The 16,715-nt window shown below is 60.5% G+C and carries 13 protein-coding genes; 4 read left to right on the forward strand and 9 right to left on the reverse strand.

The window, feature by feature from the left end:
- The first annotated feature begins 10 nt into the window (after window positions 1–10).
- A complete protein-coding gene (locus AB5Z25_RS06320) occupies window positions 11–229 on the forward strand; it encodes a cation transporter (protein ID WP_035137286.1) in 219 nt (72 codons plus the stop codon).
- 100 nt (window positions 230–329) lie between these two features.
- Entirely contained in the window at window positions 330–2,282 is a 1,953-nt protein-coding gene (locus tag AB5Z25_RS06325; protein ID WP_368135066.1) for a heavy metal translocating P-type ATPase, read from the forward strand.
- A gap of 285 nt (window positions 2,283–2,567) precedes the next feature.
- Here AB5Z25_RS06325 and AB5Z25_RS06330 read toward each other — a convergent pair whose 3' ends face one another.
- From AB5Z25_RS06330 to AB5Z25_RS06370, 9 genes are all read right to left on the reverse strand, one after another.
- The gene (locus AB5Z25_RS06330) at window positions 2,568–2,957 is read right to left on the reverse strand and encodes a metal-dependent transcriptional regulator (protein WP_035137287.1); all 390 of its coding nucleotides are present in this window, start codon (window positions 2,955–2,957) and stop codon (window positions 2,568–2,570) included.
- Window positions 2,958–3,144: 187 nt separating this feature from the next.
- Window positions 3,145–3,915: a Cof-type HAD-IIB family hydrolase gene (locus AB5Z25_RS06335; RefSeq protein WP_368135067.1), complete on the reverse strand. Its 771-nt coding sequence runs from the start codon at window positions 3,913–3,915 to the stop codon at window positions 3,145–3,147.
- Window positions 3,916–3,921: 6 nt separating this feature from the next.
- Window positions 3,922–5,781: an ABC-F family ATP-binding cassette domain-containing protein gene (locus AB5Z25_RS06340; protein ID WP_368135068.1), complete on the reverse strand. Its 1,860-nt coding sequence runs from the start codon at window positions 5,779–5,781 to the stop codon at window positions 3,922–3,924.
- 204 nt (window positions 5,782–5,985) lie between these two features.
- Complete coding sequence (gene pstB / locus AB5Z25_RS06345) at window positions 5,986–6,858, reverse strand: phosphate ABC transporter ATP-binding protein PstB (RefSeq protein WP_368135069.1); 873 nt, start codon at window positions 6,856–6,858, stop codon at window positions 5,986–5,988.
- A complete protein-coding gene (gene pstA / locus AB5Z25_RS06350; protein WP_368135070.1) occupies window positions 6,855–7,781 on the reverse strand; it encodes a phosphate ABC transporter permease PstA in 927 nt (308 codons plus the stop codon). The genes pstB and pstA overlap by 4 nt, the downstream gene beginning before the upstream one ends.
- Window positions 7,774–8,682, reverse strand: coding sequence for a phosphate ABC transporter permease subunit PstC (gene pstC / locus AB5Z25_RS06355; RefSeq protein WP_368135071.1), 909 nt, complete (start codon window positions 8,680–8,682; stop codon window positions 7,774–7,776). The genes pstA and pstC overlap by 8 nt, the downstream gene beginning before the upstream one ends.
- 24 nt (window positions 8,683–8,706) lie before the next feature.
- Window positions 8,707–9,645 (reverse strand): phosphate ABC transporter substrate-binding protein, encoded by a 939-nt coding sequence (locus tag AB5Z25_RS06360; RefSeq protein WP_346965976.1) that lies wholly within the window; start codon window positions 9,643–9,645, stop codon window positions 8,707–8,709.
- Between the two features lie 294 nt (window positions 9,646–9,939).
- Window positions 9,940–11,376, reverse strand: coding sequence for a M20 family metallopeptidase (locus AB5Z25_RS06365; protein ID WP_368135072.1), 1,437 nt, complete (start codon window positions 11,374–11,376; stop codon window positions 9,940–9,942).
- Between the two features lie 55 nt (window positions 11,377–11,431).
- A complete protein-coding gene (locus AB5Z25_RS06370) occupies window positions 11,432–12,094 on the reverse strand; it encodes an HAD hydrolase-like protein (RefSeq protein ID WP_368135073.1) in 663 nt (220 codons plus the stop codon).
- Window positions 12,095–12,250: 156 nt separating this feature from the next.
- Between AB5Z25_RS06370 and AB5Z25_RS06375 the strand changes: the two genes are divergently transcribed.
- Window positions 12,251–13,111 carry a DegV family protein gene (locus AB5Z25_RS06375; protein ID WP_368135074.1) on the forward strand — a complete coding sequence of 287 codons (861 nt, stop codon included), beginning with the start codon at window positions 12,251–12,253 and terminating at the stop codon, window positions 13,109–13,111.
- A 610-nt stretch (window positions 13,112–13,721) separates the two neighbouring features.
- Window positions 13,722–16,706, forward strand: coding sequence for a TOTE conflict system archaeo-eukaryotic primase domain-containing protein (locus AB5Z25_RS06380; protein WP_368135075.1), 2,985 nt, complete (start codon window positions 13,722–13,724; stop codon window positions 16,704–16,706).
- Window positions 16,707–16,715 lie beyond the last annotated feature (9 nt).

Here is a 16,715-nt window from a genome sequence, read left to right on the forward strand (position 1 = left end):
AGGAACCCCCATGAAAAAGCAGTTCAAGCTCGACGAAATCGACTGCGCCAACTGTGCGCGCGAGCTTCAGGACGAGCTGGCCAAGCTCGAGGGCGTCAAATCCGTGTCCGTCAACTTCATGACCCAAAAATTGACGCTCGAAGCCGATGACGCCGAGTTCGACGAGGTACTCAACCGCGTTGTAGAGTTTACGGCCGACGCCGAGCCGGACTGCGAGATCATTCTCTAGCCCGGGTTTACGCCAACCTGCAAGGCCGCGCTTGCCGCGGCCTTTGCTCGCGAAATTATATGAGCGAGTGTTCATTCATTCAAATGGGAGGATACGAGTCATGACCACCGCCGATCCCAAAAAGAAAAAGAAGAAGCGTAAGAAGAAAGAGTCCCTTGAGCATAAGCGCAACCGCATCGTGGTAGCGCTGGGCATTTTTGCCGTGGTGTACGCCCTCGATGAGTTCGGCACCCTCACCGCCGCATTCGGTACCCCGGGCGACATCTACGCCAGCTTTATGCTGTTCCTCATACCGTTTTTGATTGCCGGCTACGACGTGCTGCAAAAGGCATTCAATAACATCCGCCGCGGCAAGGCCTTCGACGAGAGTTTCCTTATGGCCGTCGCGACCATCGGCGCGTTTGCCATGGTGCTCTTCCCCGATACCGACCCGCACATGGCCGAAGGCGCCGCCGTCATGCTGTTCTACCAGGTCGGCGAGCTGTTCCAGGCATACGCCGTGGGCAAGAGCCGTAAATCGATCAGCGCCATGATGGACATAGCACCCGACTACGCCAACGTCGAGCAACCCGACGGCTCACTCGAACAGGTCTTCCCCGATGACATCGCGGTCGGCACCGTGATCGTGGTCAAGCCCGGCGAGCGCGTGCCCATCGACGGCGTCATCGTCGAGGGCGAAACCCAGCTCGACACCGCCGCCCTTACCGGTGAGTCGGTCCCCCGCCCGGCCAAAACCGGAGACGATATCATCAGCGGCTGCATCAACATGACGGGGCTCATCCACGTGCGCACCACCAAGCCCTTTGGCGAGTCCACCGTCGCACGCGTCCTGGAGCTCGTGGAGAATGCCAGCGAAAAGAAGGCACGCACCGAGAACTTCATCACGCGCTTTGCCCGCATCTACACGCCCGCCGTCACCGGCGCTGCCGCGGTGCTCGCGCTCGGCGGTGGCCTGGTCAACGGTGCCTGGTCCGACTGGATTCTGCGCGGCCTGACCTTCTTGGTCGTCAGCTGCCCGTGCGCGTTGGTGATCAGCGTGCCGCTCAGTTTCTTTGGCGGCATCGGCGGCGCGTCCAAGCTGGGCGTTCTCATCAAGGGTTCTAACTACCTCGAGACGCTCGCCGACGTGGACACCGTCGTCTTTGACAAGACGGGCACCCTCACCAACGGCACGTTCTCGGTGGTCGCGGTACACCCCGAGGCAGGCTATACCGAGCAATCGCTGCTTGAAGTCGCAGCCCTTGCTGAGTCGTTCTCCGATCACCCCATCGCGCAGTCCGTACGTGTCGCCTACCAGGGCGAGGTCGACCCCAAGCGCGTAAGCGACTCCACCAACGACGCGGGCCATGGCGTGACGGCAACCATCGACGGCAAGCACGTCGTCGTTGGCAACGCAAAGATGCTCGCCGCGGCCGGAGTCGAAACGCCCGATTGCGAGGTCGTCGGAACGATTCTGCATGTGCTCGTTGACGGCGTGTACGCCGGCCACATCGTGATTGCAGACACCGTCAAGGCCGATGCTGAGCAAACGATTCGCGACCTGCACGCCGCCGGTGTCAAGCGCACCGTCATGCTCACGGGCGACCGCGAGGAGGTTGCGGCGTCTGTGGTCAAGCAACTCAGTCTCGACGAGTTCCACGCGCAGCTGCTGCCGGGCGATAAGGTCGAGCGCGTCGAGGCGCTGCTTGCAACCGAGAGTGGCAAGGGCAAGCTCGCCTTTGTGGGCGACGGCATCAACGATGCGCCCGTGCTTACGCGCGCCGATGTGGGCATTGCCATGGGCGCTATGGGTTCTGACGCTGCGATCGAGGCCGCCGATGTCGTGCTCATGGACGACAAGCCGTCCAACATTTCCCGCGCGATCCGCGTGGCACGCAAGACCATGACGATCGTCTGGCAGAACATCATCTTTGCGCTGGGCGTTAAGCTGCTGATCCTTGTGCTGGCAGCGCTGGGCATCGCCAACATGTGGCTTGCCGTGTTCGGCGACGTAGGCGTGGCGATCATCGCCATCCTGAACGCCATGCGCGCGATGGGTGTCAAGAACTTGTAGCGTTCGTGGGCTGTCCGGCCGGGGCCGGGCTTGGTTTTGAAAACGTCCTCGACCAATGAAGTGCCCCCGTTCTGCTCCTTCGGAGCTACGAACGGGGGCACTTCTGGTCTGCGGAATGTTTTCAAAACCAAGCCCGGCCCCGGCCTGCGGTAACGTTGCTGGCGGTTCTTGGGCATCGCTTGCTGGTGGGGTTCCTTGTCTGAGTTGGACTTAGTTGGTGGGACCACTCATCTCGGTCGCTGTCCCGCGCCGTTCCGGCGCGGGAGGCGCGCCGCTGCGGGAGTGCTAGTCGGTCATTATTGGCGCCGAAGCACCGTCCCGTCCCAGCATCGCCCTCAGCTTCTCGAAGCTTTCCTCGCTTAGGCAGTGCTCCATGTGGCAGCCCTCTTGCGACGCGACCTCAGCCGAAACACCCGCATCCTCCAGCAGCCCCACGAAAAAGCAGTGACGCTCCCACATTTGACGAGCGACCTCCAGACCACGCTCCGTCAGATGAACATCTCGCTTGCCCATTTCGACGTAGCCGTTGTTCTCCAACGTCGCCATAGCTTTTGAAACGCTTGCCTTAGTTACGCCAAGGTACTCTGCAACATCAATCGAGCGCACGATGCCCTGACGTTGCGACAGAACGTAGATCGATTCGAGATAGTCTTCTCCGGATTCACGTAGGGCCATGGGCCGCCTTTCGCAATGATTGCTAGTTAGCCTTTGGATACTTTCCACGGCTAACTTTACCGCAAAAGTTGCCCATGTCTTACTACTTTGCCTAAAAGTTAGCCGCGTTTCACAAAACGTGCGGGACGAAAACAAAATGGGGACGCCCCGCAAGGAATGTCCCCAGGTGCCAGGTGCCGGCCCGCAGCTACACGAGTCCAAAGTGCTTCGCAGCGTTGTAGATGCCGTCGTCGTCCACGGCAGTCGTCACATAGGTCGCTGCAGCTTTCACCGTGTCCTGCGCGTTGCCCATGGCCACACTTGTGCCCACGGCCGAGAACATCGACAGGTCGTTCTCGCCGTCGCCAAAGGCAATCGCCTCGCTCGCGTCGATACCAAGCCGCTCGAGCGTCGCCGCCACGCCCAGGTCCTTGCCGCCGTTAGCGGGAATAATGTCGCAGAACAGGTCGCACCAGCGCGTGGTGAGCGAATGCGACACGGCGTCGGTCACGATATGTTCGTCGGCCGGGTCCACAAAGGCGCAGAACTGGTAGACCGGTGCGTCAAAGGCGTGCTCAAACGGCTCCTCGTGGTAGACGATTCCCGCGTTGCTGCCAGCCGTCACCACGCGCTCGGACAGGCGGTTCACAAACGAGTTCTCGCCCTGCATGCACAGCGAGTCGTAGCGCCCCTGCGCCACCTGGTCCACAATCACTGCAACGTCGTCCGGATCGATCGGACAGCTGCGGTAAACCCCCTCGGCATCAAAGCAGTGCTGGCCCGAAAGCGTAATGTACGCATCCCAGCCCAGGTCGAACAGCCAGTCCGGCATCTGGTAGGTCGGACGGCCCGTGGCGATCACGCACGCAATCCCCTGCTCGCGAAAGCTGTCGAGCACCTGCTGCGCCGACGCCGGAATCCGGTGGGTCTTAAAGCTCAGCAGCGTACCGTCGATATCGAAAAACGCGGCTTTGATCATTCTCGCCTACTCCTCGCCCTCGAGCTTTTCGCTTGCCTCGAGCCACGCCATCTCTAGCTCGTCCATGGCAGCGTGAGCCTCGTCGATCTTTGCCTGCTGCTCGCCGAGCGCCGTGTAGTTGGTGGGATCGACTTGGGCCATCGCGGCCTCGGCCTCCTCCACGCGGGCGCGCTGCGTTTCCATCTTGCGCTCGAGCGAGCTCACCTCGCGGCGGAGCTTCTGGCGCTCGGCGTTGGACAGGCCGTTGGGCTGACCGCTCGACTTGGGCTTTTCGGCCGCAGCTGCCGCGGCACCGGTGTCAAACGTGCCGGTCTTGGCGCTCGGCGCGCCCACGGGCTCGCCCTCGGCGGTAGCGTTGCACAGGCGCAGGTACTGGTCCACGCCACCGGGCATATGCGTCAGGTGGCCGTCGAGCAGCGCCCACTGCTGGTCGGTCACGCGCTCCATCAAAAAGCGGTCGTGCGTCACCAGGATCAGCGTGCCGGGCCAGCCGTCCAGCAGGTCCTCGACAATCGCGAGCATGTCGGTATCCAGGTCGTTGCCCGGCTCGTCCAGGATGAGCACGTTGGGCTCGTCCAGGATCGTCAGCAACAGCGACAGGCGACGGCGCTGGCCGCCCGAAAGATCGCCGATGCGGCTCCAGAGCTGCTGCGTCGTAAAGCCCAGACGCTCGCAGAGCTTCTCGGGCGAAGTCTCCTTGCCGTCGATGACGTAGTACTTCTTATAGTTGCCGAGCACCTCGCGGATCGTGTCGCCCATGTAGGGCTTGAGCTCCTCGAGCTGCTGCGACAGCACGCCAAAGCGCACTGTCTGGCCAATCTTCACGCGGCCGCGCGTGGGTTCAATCTTGCCCTGGATCACGTCGAGCAGCGTCGACTTACCGGCGCCGTTCTCGCCTAAAAGGCCATAGCGGTCGCCCGCACCAATGAGCCAGGTCACATCGGTGAGCACCTGCTTGGGCGCGCCGTCGGTATCGGCATAGCCGGCATCCACGTCGACCACATCGATAACCTGCTTGCCCAAGCGGCTCACGGCCAAGCGCTTGAGCTCCAGCTCGTCACGCACGGGCGGCACGTCGGCGATCAGCTCACGAGCGGCATCCACGCGAAACTTGGGCTTGGTGGAACGAGCCTGGGCACCGCGGCTCAGCCACGCGAGCTCCTTGCGTGCCATGTTGCGACGGCGCTCCTCGGTAACGGCGGCCATGCGGTCGCGCTCCACGCGCTGCAGGATGTATGCCGAATAGCCGCCCTCGAAGGGATCGACCTGGCCGTCGTGGACCTCCCACATGCTGGTGCAGACCTCGTCCAAGAACCAGCGGTCGTGCGTGACCACGAGCATGGCACCCTGGCCGCGCTGCCAGCGGGCCTTTAAGTGACGCGCGAGCCAGTTGATGGTGCGCATATCCAGGTGGTTGGTGGGCTCGTCGAGCATGAGCACGTCGTAATCGCCGATCAGCAAGCGCGCGAGGTCCACGCGACGGCGCTGACCGCCCGAAAGCTCGCCCACCGTGCCCTCCCAGGGCACATCGCTGATGAGGCCGGCGAGGATCTGGCGCGTGCGGGGGCTCGACGCCCACTCGTACTCGGGGGCGTCGCCCACAACGGCATGATGCACGGTATCAGTATCGACCAGGTTGTCCTTTTGGCCGAGCAGACCGATCGTCGTGCCGCGGCGGTGCGTCACGCGTCCGTCGTCGGGCTCCAGCGTGCCAGCGAGCACGCTCAGCAGCGTCGACTTGCCGTCGCCGTTTTTACCGACAATACCAATGCGGTCGCCCTCGCCCACGCCGAGCGTCACGCTATCGAAAATATGCTTGGTGGGAAACTCTAGGCTGACGGAATCGCATCCCAAAAGAATCGCCATATGCCCTGCTCCTTCGTAGAAATTCAACGTTGTCCATGATAGCAGCGAGCCCCACCCCAAACCACCACGAAGGCGCCTGTCCCCTTTGTGGTGGTCGTTTCGGTCGCAGAGCAAAAGGCGGGCCATCTCCCGCAAGAGATGACCCGCCTCTCCAATCAGTCCCGCGGTAACCGTGGCCGCCGCGGGCCTCAAGCATGTCCCGGACTAGGAGAACATGCCGGTGAGGTAATCATTCAGCCGCTTATCCTTGGGCCGTTGGAAAATCTCATCGGTCTCGTCGTACTCGACCATATCGCCCATGTAGAAGAACGCCGTGCGGTTGGACACGCGCGACGCCTGCTCCATGTTGTGCGTCACGATGACGATGGCGCGCTCGGCCACGATCGACGACATAAGGTCCTCGATCGCCAACGTCGAGATGGGGTCGAGCGCCGAGCAGGGCTCGTCAAACAGGATCACGTCGGGGTTGAGCGCCAGCGTGCGCGCAATGCACAGACGCTGCTGCTGGCCGCCCGAAAGCGCGTAGGCGCTCTTGTCGAGCTTGTCCTTGACCTCGTCCCAAAGCGCCGCGCCGCGCAGGCTTTCCTCGACCATGCGGTCGAGCTCGTCACGGTCGGTGATGCCGTGGCGCTTAGGCGCAAACGTGATGTTGTCGCGAATGGACTTGCGGAACGGGTTGGGCTGCTGGAACACCATGCCAATGGAACGGCGCAGCTCGTAGGTGTTTTCGGTCTTGGTGTTCACGTTGCGCCCGCGATAGTTGATCTCGCCCTCCACGCGGCAGCCGCGAATCTCGCGATTCATGAGGTTGAGGCTACGCAAGAAGGTCGACTTACCGCAGCCCGAAGGCCCAATGAGCGCCGTGATCTCGCCCTTGTGGAAGTCGAGCGACGTATTGTGCAGTGCATGGTGGTCGCCATAGTACACGTTGACGTCCTTGGTGGAGAGCACAACCTCGTCGCTCACGGCCTTGCCGCTCACGCGCACGCGCTTCTCGCTCTCCCCCACGCTCGACAGGAAGTCCCGGGTGTCGGACGATGCCGCTTCGGTTGCGGGCGTTACATTCATCTCGCTCATTCGGCCGTCATCTTCCTTGCCAGTTGCTTGCCCACAATGCGGGCGATTACGTTAAACAGCAGCACGCAAATCATCAGCAGCGCCGCGGTGCCCCAAACGATCTGCTGGGCCTCGGGGCTGCCCTCGCCATAGATCTTGTAGATGTGCACGGCGAGCGACTCACCGGGGCGGAACACGTTCCAGGCGCAGGTGGGGCTCGACAGGTTAAAGCTCAAGAAGTTCAGACGCACCGGCGAGCTCATGCCCGAGGTAAAGAGCAGCGCCGCGGCCTCGCCAAAGACGCGGCCGGCCGAAAGCACGATGCCGGTCACGATGGCGGGCATGGCCTCGGGAATCAGGATGTGCAGCGTGGCCTCCCAGCGGGTAAGGCCCATGGCCAGGCATGCATCGCGCTGGGCCTGTGGCACGTCCTCGAGCGCCTGCTGAATCACGCGCACCAGGATGGGGATATTGAACATGGTGAGAGCGACGGCGCCGGAGATGATGGAGTACTTCCAGCCCAGCTGCACCGAGAACACCAGAAAGCCGAACATGCCGACGACGATGGAAGGCAGCGAGGACAGCGTCTCGATGGCGGTAGAGGCGATGTCGCGGATAGGGCCGTTCGGCGCGTACTCAACCAGGAAGACCGCTCCGCCCAGACTGATGGGCACCGAGATGACCAGGGTGATCAACAGCAGATAGAACGAGTCGAACAGCTGGTAGAACACGCCGCCCTGGGTTCCGTTGGCGCGCGACGGCTCCGTGAGAAAGCCAGGTTTGAACAGCGTCGAGATGCCCTCGAACAGGATGTAGGCCACCATGGAGATGACGATGAGCATGACGATGGCGACGATCGCCGTCAACACGCCCGTGGCGAAGCGGTCCTGCTTTTGGACACGCCCGAGCCTCGCCTCGTCGATGTGGATACGCGTGCTAGCCACGAGCCTTCGCCCCCTTGCGGCCGATAAGGTGGATGATCAGGATGAAGATGAGACTCATGCCCATCAGCAGCAGGCCGAGCGCCCACAGAACATCGTCTTGGGCCGAGCCCTCGGCATAGACTGCCATGGACGTGGTGAGCGTGGTGGTGATGGTCGAAGCCGGCGACAGCAGCGACGTCGGCATGGCCTCGATGCCGCCGATGACCATGCGCACGGAGAGCGTCTCGCCAAAGGCGCGGGTCATGCCCAAGATAACCGCGGTCATGAGCGACGGCATGGCGGACTTGAGCACCACGTGCCAGATGGTCTGCCAGCGGGTGTAGCCCAGCGCGAGCGAGCCCTGGCGGTAGCCGTCGGGCACGGCGCGCAGGCCATCGACCGAAAGCGTGGTCATCGTCGGCAGGATCATGACGGCCAGCACGATGGCGCCGGGCAAGATGCCCAGGCCCGTGCTCACGTGGAAAACGCTCTTCATAAGACCGACGACCACGTGAAAACCGATCAGGCCAAAGACGACCGAGGGGATGCCGGTCAAAAGCTCAATAAGCGGCTGAAAGACCTTGGAACCAAACTTAGGCTGAATCTCGACCGCAAAGATGGCAGAGCCGATGGCGATGGGCAGCGCGATGAGCGTGGAGAGCACCATGACCGCAAACGAGGTGACAATCAGGGGCAGGGCGCCGGTGTAGGGCAGGCCGCTTTCGGCTGTGTTGGCCAGGTCCCACTTGGTGCCGGTGAAGAACTCGACGACCGAAACGCCGTCCTTGAGAAAAGCCGAGAGGCCCTTTTGGGCGACCATAAAGATGAGCGCGGCAACGACAAGCGTCACGAGCGCAACGCACGCGCCCGTGACGCCCAGGCCCACGTTCTCAAGGTCGCGCTTTGGCAGCTGTTTTGCCATTGCAAACCTTTCCGGGGCGATTACTTATTTAGCGGAGACCTTGCCGCTGGCGTCCTTGACGACCTTCATGGCAGAGACGGGGATAAAGCCCTGCTCCTCGACGAGCTTGCCCTGGACGTCATCGGAAAGCATGAACTCCAGGAAGGCCTTGGTGGCCTCGTCGGCATCCTTAGCGCAGTACATGTGCTCGGTAGCCCAGATCTTGAAGGAGTCGTCGGTGACATTCTTGCTCTTGGGCTCGACGCCCTCGACCTTGATGGCGTTGAACTTGGAGTCATCAAAGTGCGAGAAGTCGAGGTAGGAGATGGCGTTGTCGGTACTGCCCATCTGAGTCTGGACATCGCCGGACTTGTCGAGTTCGGCGTCGCCCTTAAAGTCGACGGCCTCGTCGCCAAAAACGGCGGCCTCGAAGGTGGCACGGGTGCCAGAGCCAGCCTTGCGGTTGAGAACGACGATCTTGGCGTCGTCGCCGCCGACCTCCTTCCAGTTGGTGATCTGGCCGGAGAAGATGCCCTTGAGCTGCTCGAGGGACAGGTCGTCGACCGTCACGTTCTTGGAAACGACGGGGCCCATGCCCACGACGGCAACCTCGTGGTCGACGAGGTTCTTGACCTGGTCGGCCTCGAGCTTGGTCTCGGCGAAGACGTCGGAGTTGCCGATGGTGACGGTGCCGGCGGCAACAGCGGTCAGGCCCTTGCCCGAACCGTTACCCGAGCCGGAGACGGAGACATCGGGGTTGGCGTCCATGAACTTCTCGGCAGCGGCCTCGACGAGAGCCTGGAACGAAGAGGCACCGTCGTAAGTCACCTCGCCGGAGACGGACTCGGCAGCAGCGGCGCTACCCTTGTCGGCGGCATCGGATGCGCCGGAGCCGCCGCAACCAACGAGACCGAGACCGACGATGCTGGCAAAACCACCAGCGAGGCCGAGGAACTGACGACGAGAATAAGCCTGATCGAGCATGATCTTCCTTTCATACATGCGACTCGCGGGCACCCCACCCGCTTTGCTGTTTGGAAAGATACGGCCCCGACCGGGCAGCGTCCGCGCCAACTACGGTTTCTTACGGGCATTTGATAGACCCTTACCGCAAGCGCAGCACGGCCTTTACAAACGAATAACAAACCCGCCACCAAGCATGACCCGCCTTTTACACCAATAAAAACAAAGTTGCGGTGAAATAGTTCCTGCTTGGCCATCAAATGGCCCATTCTAGGAACTATTCCACCGCAACTTAGATTGGGAAACCGCGAGACCTTAAAGCTCTAATTCATTCAAACGGAGGATCGCAACAATATAGATCTTGAGCGCCTGCTTGAGCTGTTCCTCGTTGGCGCACTCGTTGGGGCCGTGCATCTGGCCGCCCCACGAGGGCAGCTCCAGGCCGGTCTCCTCGGGGCCAAACGAGACGGCGCGGGCAAAGTTGCGCGCGTACGTGCCGCCGCCCATGGCAAAGGGTTCAGCATGCTTGCCGGTGAACTCGTTATAGGTATCGATAAGCGCCTTCACGGCCGGATCGTCGGCAGACACCGAGAACGGCACCTTCGCGCGACCCAGCTGGCACGTCACACCAAAACGGCCCACGAGCGGCTCGAGCTGCTCGCGGATGGTATCGGCACTGGTGCTATCGGGGAAGCGCACGTCGATGACCTGCTCGATGTGGCCATCCACCACACGGATGACGCCGGGATTGCAGGTGAGCGGGCCAAACGCCGGGCTCGTCGCGTCGATACCCAGGCCGCGGCCATAGGCGTCCGCATGCACAAAGGCCAAAAACTTGACAAACTCGTGCTCGGCAGGCGTCAGCAGGCGCTCGTCGCGTGCACCAAACGCGTCCTCGGCCTCGCGCAGATACGCCACGATCAGGCCGACGGCGTTGATCGTCCCCTCGGGCATCGAGGCGTGACCGCCAATACCGTGGGCGAAAATCTGCACATGACCATTGTCGAGAGCCGTGATCTCCAGGCGGTCAGCATTCTCGACCGGCGCCGGCAGCTCATCGGCGGCAATCGCGAGCTCGCAGATGGACTGCGACGGAATGGCATTGCTCGCCTCGGCGCCGCTCCACGACACGATGCGCCCGCCGTCGATCTTGGGACTCACGAACGTCGCCCCAAACTGGCCCTTCTCGGCATTGCAGACCGGGAACTCGGCATCAGGCGTAAACAGAAAGTCAGGGTTGGGGTAGTTCTCCAGATAATGGTGAACGTCGGACATGCCCACTTCCTCATCGCAGCCCAGCAGCGCGCGGAAGGTGTAGCGCGGAACAATGCCGTGCTTGAGCAGGTACGCGCCGGCATAAAGCGACAGCACTGCCGGGCCCTTGTCGTCGATCACGCCGCGGCCGAGCAGCCAACCCTCGCGACGCTCCATCGCAAACGGGTCGGTGTTCCAGCCGGGGCCGGCGGGCACCACGTCCACGTGGCAGATGGTCGCGAGCTGCTTGTCGCCGCGACCCGGGATATCGGCGATGCCCACAAAGCCCTCGTCGTCGCTCGTCTGATAGCCGAGCTTTTGCGCAATGCCGAGCGCGCAATCGAGCGCGTCACGGACCGGGCGGCCAAACGGCGCACCGGGCTCCGCATCGGCAGCAACGGCCACGGACGGATAGCTCACCAGCTGCTCGATATCGGCGACGACATCTTCCCAGACCTCGTCAACATACTCGGCAACGCTCTGCTCCACCTGATTCATGGACGACCTCCTAACCCATGAGCGGCGATCACGCCCGCCCCTCACATTACGTCTATTAGATAGCGAAAAGTTTAGCAAGCTCGGCCACCGAGTGCACCACCGCATCGGCACCCGCCGCCTCGTGCTCCCCCGGCGCCGCCGCACCCGAATAGATGCCGATGCACGGCACGCCCATTGCGTGCGCGCCCTCAACGTCGTTAAAGCGGTCGCCGATCATCACGGCATCGCCCGCCGTCGCGCCGAGCGCCGCCAGGGCGTCGCGAACCGAATCGGCCTTGGTCTCGCGCCCCTGCGGAGGGTTCATGCCGACCACCGCCTCAAACTGCGAAAGCCCGAGCTCACGCACCATGTCGATGCACTTTGCCTCCATGCGCGACGTCGCCACGGCCATACGCTTGCCCCAGGCGGCTAACCCATCCAGCAGCTCGGGGATCCCATCGAACACGGGGTACTCTTCCGGTCCCAGCTCATCAAAAAAGGCACGGTACTCGTCTGCCACCACAAGCGACTCCTCGCGGGAGAAGCCATAAAAGTCGTGAAAACTCTTCCACAGGGGCGGCCCAATCATGCGGCGCAGGTCACCCATCTGCACCTCAGAAAACCCGCGTGCAGCCAGCGTCTTGCGCGTCGAGGTCATCACCGCCCGACCCGTATCGGCCACCGTGCCATCGAAATCGAACAGCACAACCGGCCGCCTGCATATCTCCAGCGCCTCCATCGGCATCCCTCTTCCCCAGTTGATGATTTCCACACCGTCACTTCAAACTGTTGACTATTCAACAATTGAACCTAGCAATGTAGAGCAACTCCACTATACTTGTCGCACTTTGCTCTCAGAAGGCGGCACGCAAGCGCCCCAACGAAAGGTGCAATTATGTCTTTTGCCATCATAACCGACTCCACGTCGGACATCTCCCCCGCCCGTGCTCAAGAGCTCGGCATTTACGTAATTCCGCTGCATGTGATTATCGAGGGAGAGGACCTGCTCGACCAGGTGCAGATTACCGCCCAGGAGTACGTCGCCCGCATGGCCGACTCCGAGCAGCTGCCGCACACCTCGCAGCCGAGTGCCGGCGAGTTCAAGGCACTCTTTGACCGCGTACGCACCGACGGCCACGATAGCGCCATCTTTATCTCGCTGTGCAGCGAGTGGTCCGCCTGCTATTCCAACGCATGCCTGGTCGCCGAGACCCACGAGCTCGACGTGCGCTGCATCGATTCGCGCACCGGCTCGGGCGCCGAGGGCCTGCTGGTGGAGTACGCGCTGGCCATGCGCGAAGACGGCCGCAGCCTGGACGAGACCGAGGCGCAAATCCGCGCAACGCTGCCCGACGCCCATCTGCTGCTGATTCCCCGCACGCTCGAGAACCTGGTCAAGAACGGCCGCGCCCCCAAGCTCGCCGGCCAGCTCACGCAGATGCTCAACATTCGCCTGGCCGTTTCGCCGGAGTGGCAGTCGGGCGAGATCAAGGCCATCAAGAAGGGTCGCGGCTCTAAGCGCATCGTCGCCAACACCATGGCCGACTGCCTCGCGTTTTTGGCCGAGCACCCGGGCTCGAGCGTGCGCGTGCTCACGACCGGCGCTGCCGAGGAGCAGGAACTCGTCAACCAAGCGCTCGCGGGCCAAGACTACGTCGACGCCGGCACCGGCCCCATCGGCTGCACCATCGCAACCCACGTGGGCGTGGACGCCATCGCCATCAGCTACTGCCCCCGCTACCAGCCCGTTCACTAGAGGCACCTTTACCACTTGCGGTGGAATAGGGACTGTTTTTTGGCTTATCAGCCGCAAATCAATCCCTATTCCACCGCAACTTTTTTGCTGCGCCATCCGCATACAAGATATTGCTGGCAATCGGCGCGTTCCCAGCTGTACGGGGAGCTCTAATTGGCCCCCGACGATACCCAGTGGAAAAAACGGCAAATATGAGTACTGTCACAATTTTAGTAACAGCAAAATTTCGCTGAAATTGCCCACTTCCACCGATTTTCAAGCTCCATAAAGCACCGAATCGTCGTGTTTAGGGGGTTGATATATGCAATCGCAGCCAATTGGTCTTAAATACTTTCCAAATGATATGATTCTATCCTAGCAACAGTACTCATATTTGCCATTTTTTGACCACGGGGTCTCCTGGTGGCTTGACCCCCACGCCTCCAGCCCATCTCATGACCGCTAAAGCCATTTAAGACCAGCAGCCACACGTTCCGGCGCGGGCCAGGCACCGTTCACGGAGCGACAACCCACCGTTGCCGAACCAAAATCGATGTCGAGTATCCCAAAAAAACGAAATGCCGTACTCTCATCTCAATAAACTCCTTTAAGACGAGAGTACGGCATTCGAATGTCCAAGCCTTTACATCAATACGCCCTCTTTGGGACCGCACAATTTAAATACGATCAGACGATCGCGCACACCTCGGACCCACACCGACAAATCGTCATTTGCAACAACGGTTCAGACGTACGCTACGCCACACTTGAAGAGTGGGAAGAAGCTGGCGCTTTGTTCGATGAACGAGCGCGAATCGAGGGCATCGTCACCAGCGCGAGCCCAGCACGTGACAAACTCGAGCTCTTTCGCAGTCTCTTTACCGGACGTAAAGATGTTTACGCTCATGGATATCGCAGAAAAGACGGAGGTATCGGCTATACGCCCGCTTGCGCAAACGAGTGGAAGTCGGGAATTTGCCCCAAAGCAGCCCATCAAAGAGTCAAATGCGCAGAATGCGGCAATCGCATCTTCCCCGAATTAAGCGATGCCGCAATCATTGCTCACTTTAAAGGCAACGATGACCGGTTCCGCGATGTCCTTGGGCAATATGTTCTCGACAGGGACTGCAACACGAAAGTTCTCGTCATCGATTTTGACAAAGCGGACTGGAAAGAGGCAACAAATGCCGTACGGCTTGTTGCAAAACGACGGAGCATTAACGCCGCCGTTGAGCGCTCAAGGTCCGGCAACGGCGCACACATCTGGTTTTTCTTCCTCGAGCCAATCGACGCAAAGGCTGCCAGAGAGTTTGGAAGTTACCTCATAACCGAAGCCGCGGTGCTTAATAAAACAATCACGTTCGAGGCCTTTGATCGAATGCTCCCCGCTCAGGTCACTATCCCCGATGGAGGCTTTGGAAACCTCATCGCACTTCCCTTTCAAGGCAAGGCACAACGTGAAGGAAACAGCGTATTTGTAGACGAACAATTCGAGCCCTTTCCCGACCAATGGCTTTATCTGTCGCAAGTCCAGCTGATTCCGCGCTCGACAGTGCAAAATCTGATCGAAACCACTGGGGACAACCCACACGGGCTAGCAACAGTTACGGTGGCAAACAAGACCAAACGGTATGCCCAAACGCCCCGCAAACGGCTACCGCTCACATCGCGGGACTTTCCTTCATCGCTGCCCGTCACACAAGCCGATATGCTGTACATCCCCGAGAAGTCTCTGAGTCCAGCGGCTCAAATGGAAATCCGCGGGCTCGCAACATTCGCCAACCCGGAATTCTTCCGCGCGCAATCTATGCATCAATCAGTATTCGGTAAACCGCGGCTCATAGACCTCAGCGAGCTTAGAGGCGGCTGCGTCGCGATTCCCAGAGGCTGCAAAGCTCAACTTGAGCGACTGCTCCAAGAAACCGGCGTCTCTGTCCACTATTCAGACGAACGCAAATCTGACAATCAAATTGTGATGACATTTAAAGGCGCCCTTCGCCCTGAGCAGCAAATCGCCGCTGATCAGATGCTCATATACGAAGACGGAATCATGTCCGCTCCGACAGGCTTCGGTAAAACCGTCATCGGAGCTTACCTTATTGCCGCCATTGGTCTTCCAACGCTCGTCATCGTTCCCAAGATCGCGCTCATAACCCAATGGAAATCCCAGCTCGAGCGATTTGTCGACATTACGGACAACAGGGAGCCCGTCCGAACCCCAAAAGGACGAATCAGCAAAAAGCAGCCTCCGCTCATCGGGCAAATTGGAGGAGGCAAGACCGCCGTAAGTGGCCTCATCGACGTCGCTTCATTTCAATCGCTGTCTGGCAAAGACCGCCAAACCGGAGAGCCAATAGTTAAGGACCTTGTTCGCAATTACGGCCTCATTATCTGCGACGAATGCCACCATGCCGCCGCGCCGCAGCTCGAGCTTGTTCTCAAGTCTGCCCCGGCCAAATACGTATACGGCCTTTCCGCAACGCCCGAGCGCTCCGACGGTCTTACGCGGGCACTCTCCATGCTCTGCGGCCCGCTTCGCTATGTCATCGATCCAAAAACGCAAGCGATCCAGCAGGGCATCCAGCGCATCGTACGGCCTCGTTTTACCGGAATTCGACTACCGGCCTACGAGCCCGGTGCAAGCTTCAATCAGATTCTCGACCTTCTGTGCGCGCATACGGCAAGAAATGAATTGATTGTCGACGACGCCCTCGAAGCCGCATCAAGCGGTCGACATCCACTTGTGCTTTCAAAAAGGAAAAAGCATGCCGAGGAGCTTTGCAGGCTCTTTCGCGACCGCGGACACGAGCCCATCCTCTTAACCGGGGAAATCGATGCTAAAGAGAGGAAAGCGATATTGAGCAAGCTTCCCGGCTTTGAGCACGAGCACAGAATCATTGTTGCCACCGAAAGCCTCCTGAGCGAGGGGTTCGACCTTGCATATCTCGACAACTTGTTTATTGCGACGCCGATAGCCTGGGATGGCAGCGTAACGCAACAGGCAGGCAGGCTGCATAGAAACTACGACGGCAAACAGCGGGTTGAGATATTCGACTACGTTGACCTGTCGATACCCATGCTCGCCCGCATGTGCCAGAAGAGACTCAAGACCTACGCCAAGCTCGGGTACGAAGTCTACGCGACCGGAGGCAGCGAGCAGTCCGATCAAAACATTCTCATAGAGCCGGCGAATGCCGTAGAGACATTGGTTGAAGACATCGTCGACGCCGCCAAGAGCATCTTCATTGCCGCGCCCTACGTATCTGCCGCCTGCCTTGCAAAGCTCGGCGATGCAATCAAAGGCGCCGCTGCCCGAGGGATTGCCCTTGAGATTTACCTTGCCTCGACTCCGCGTGAAGATGCAAAAGAGACTTTGGCCGAAATGAACGTCGAGTATGCCATCAGAGCAGAAGGACGTTTGTGTGCAGCGATAATTGACGAAGAAACTGTCTGGTACGGAACGATCCCGCTGCTAGCTTTCCCAAAGAACGAAGACTGCAGCATCAGGTTCAAAAACAGCGAGATCGCAGCGGAGCTCTTAGACGAAGTCAGCCACAAGGGAAAGCCAGATGCCGCGTCAACAGACGGAACATCTCCATCACTTGCGGTGAAATAGGGACTGTTT

Origin of the sequence: Collinsella aerofaciens, assembly GCF_040910325.1 — a bacterium.
Lineage (GTDB): Bacteria > Actinomycetota > Coriobacteriia > Coriobacteriales > Coriobacteriaceae > Collinsella > Collinsella aerofaciens_BL.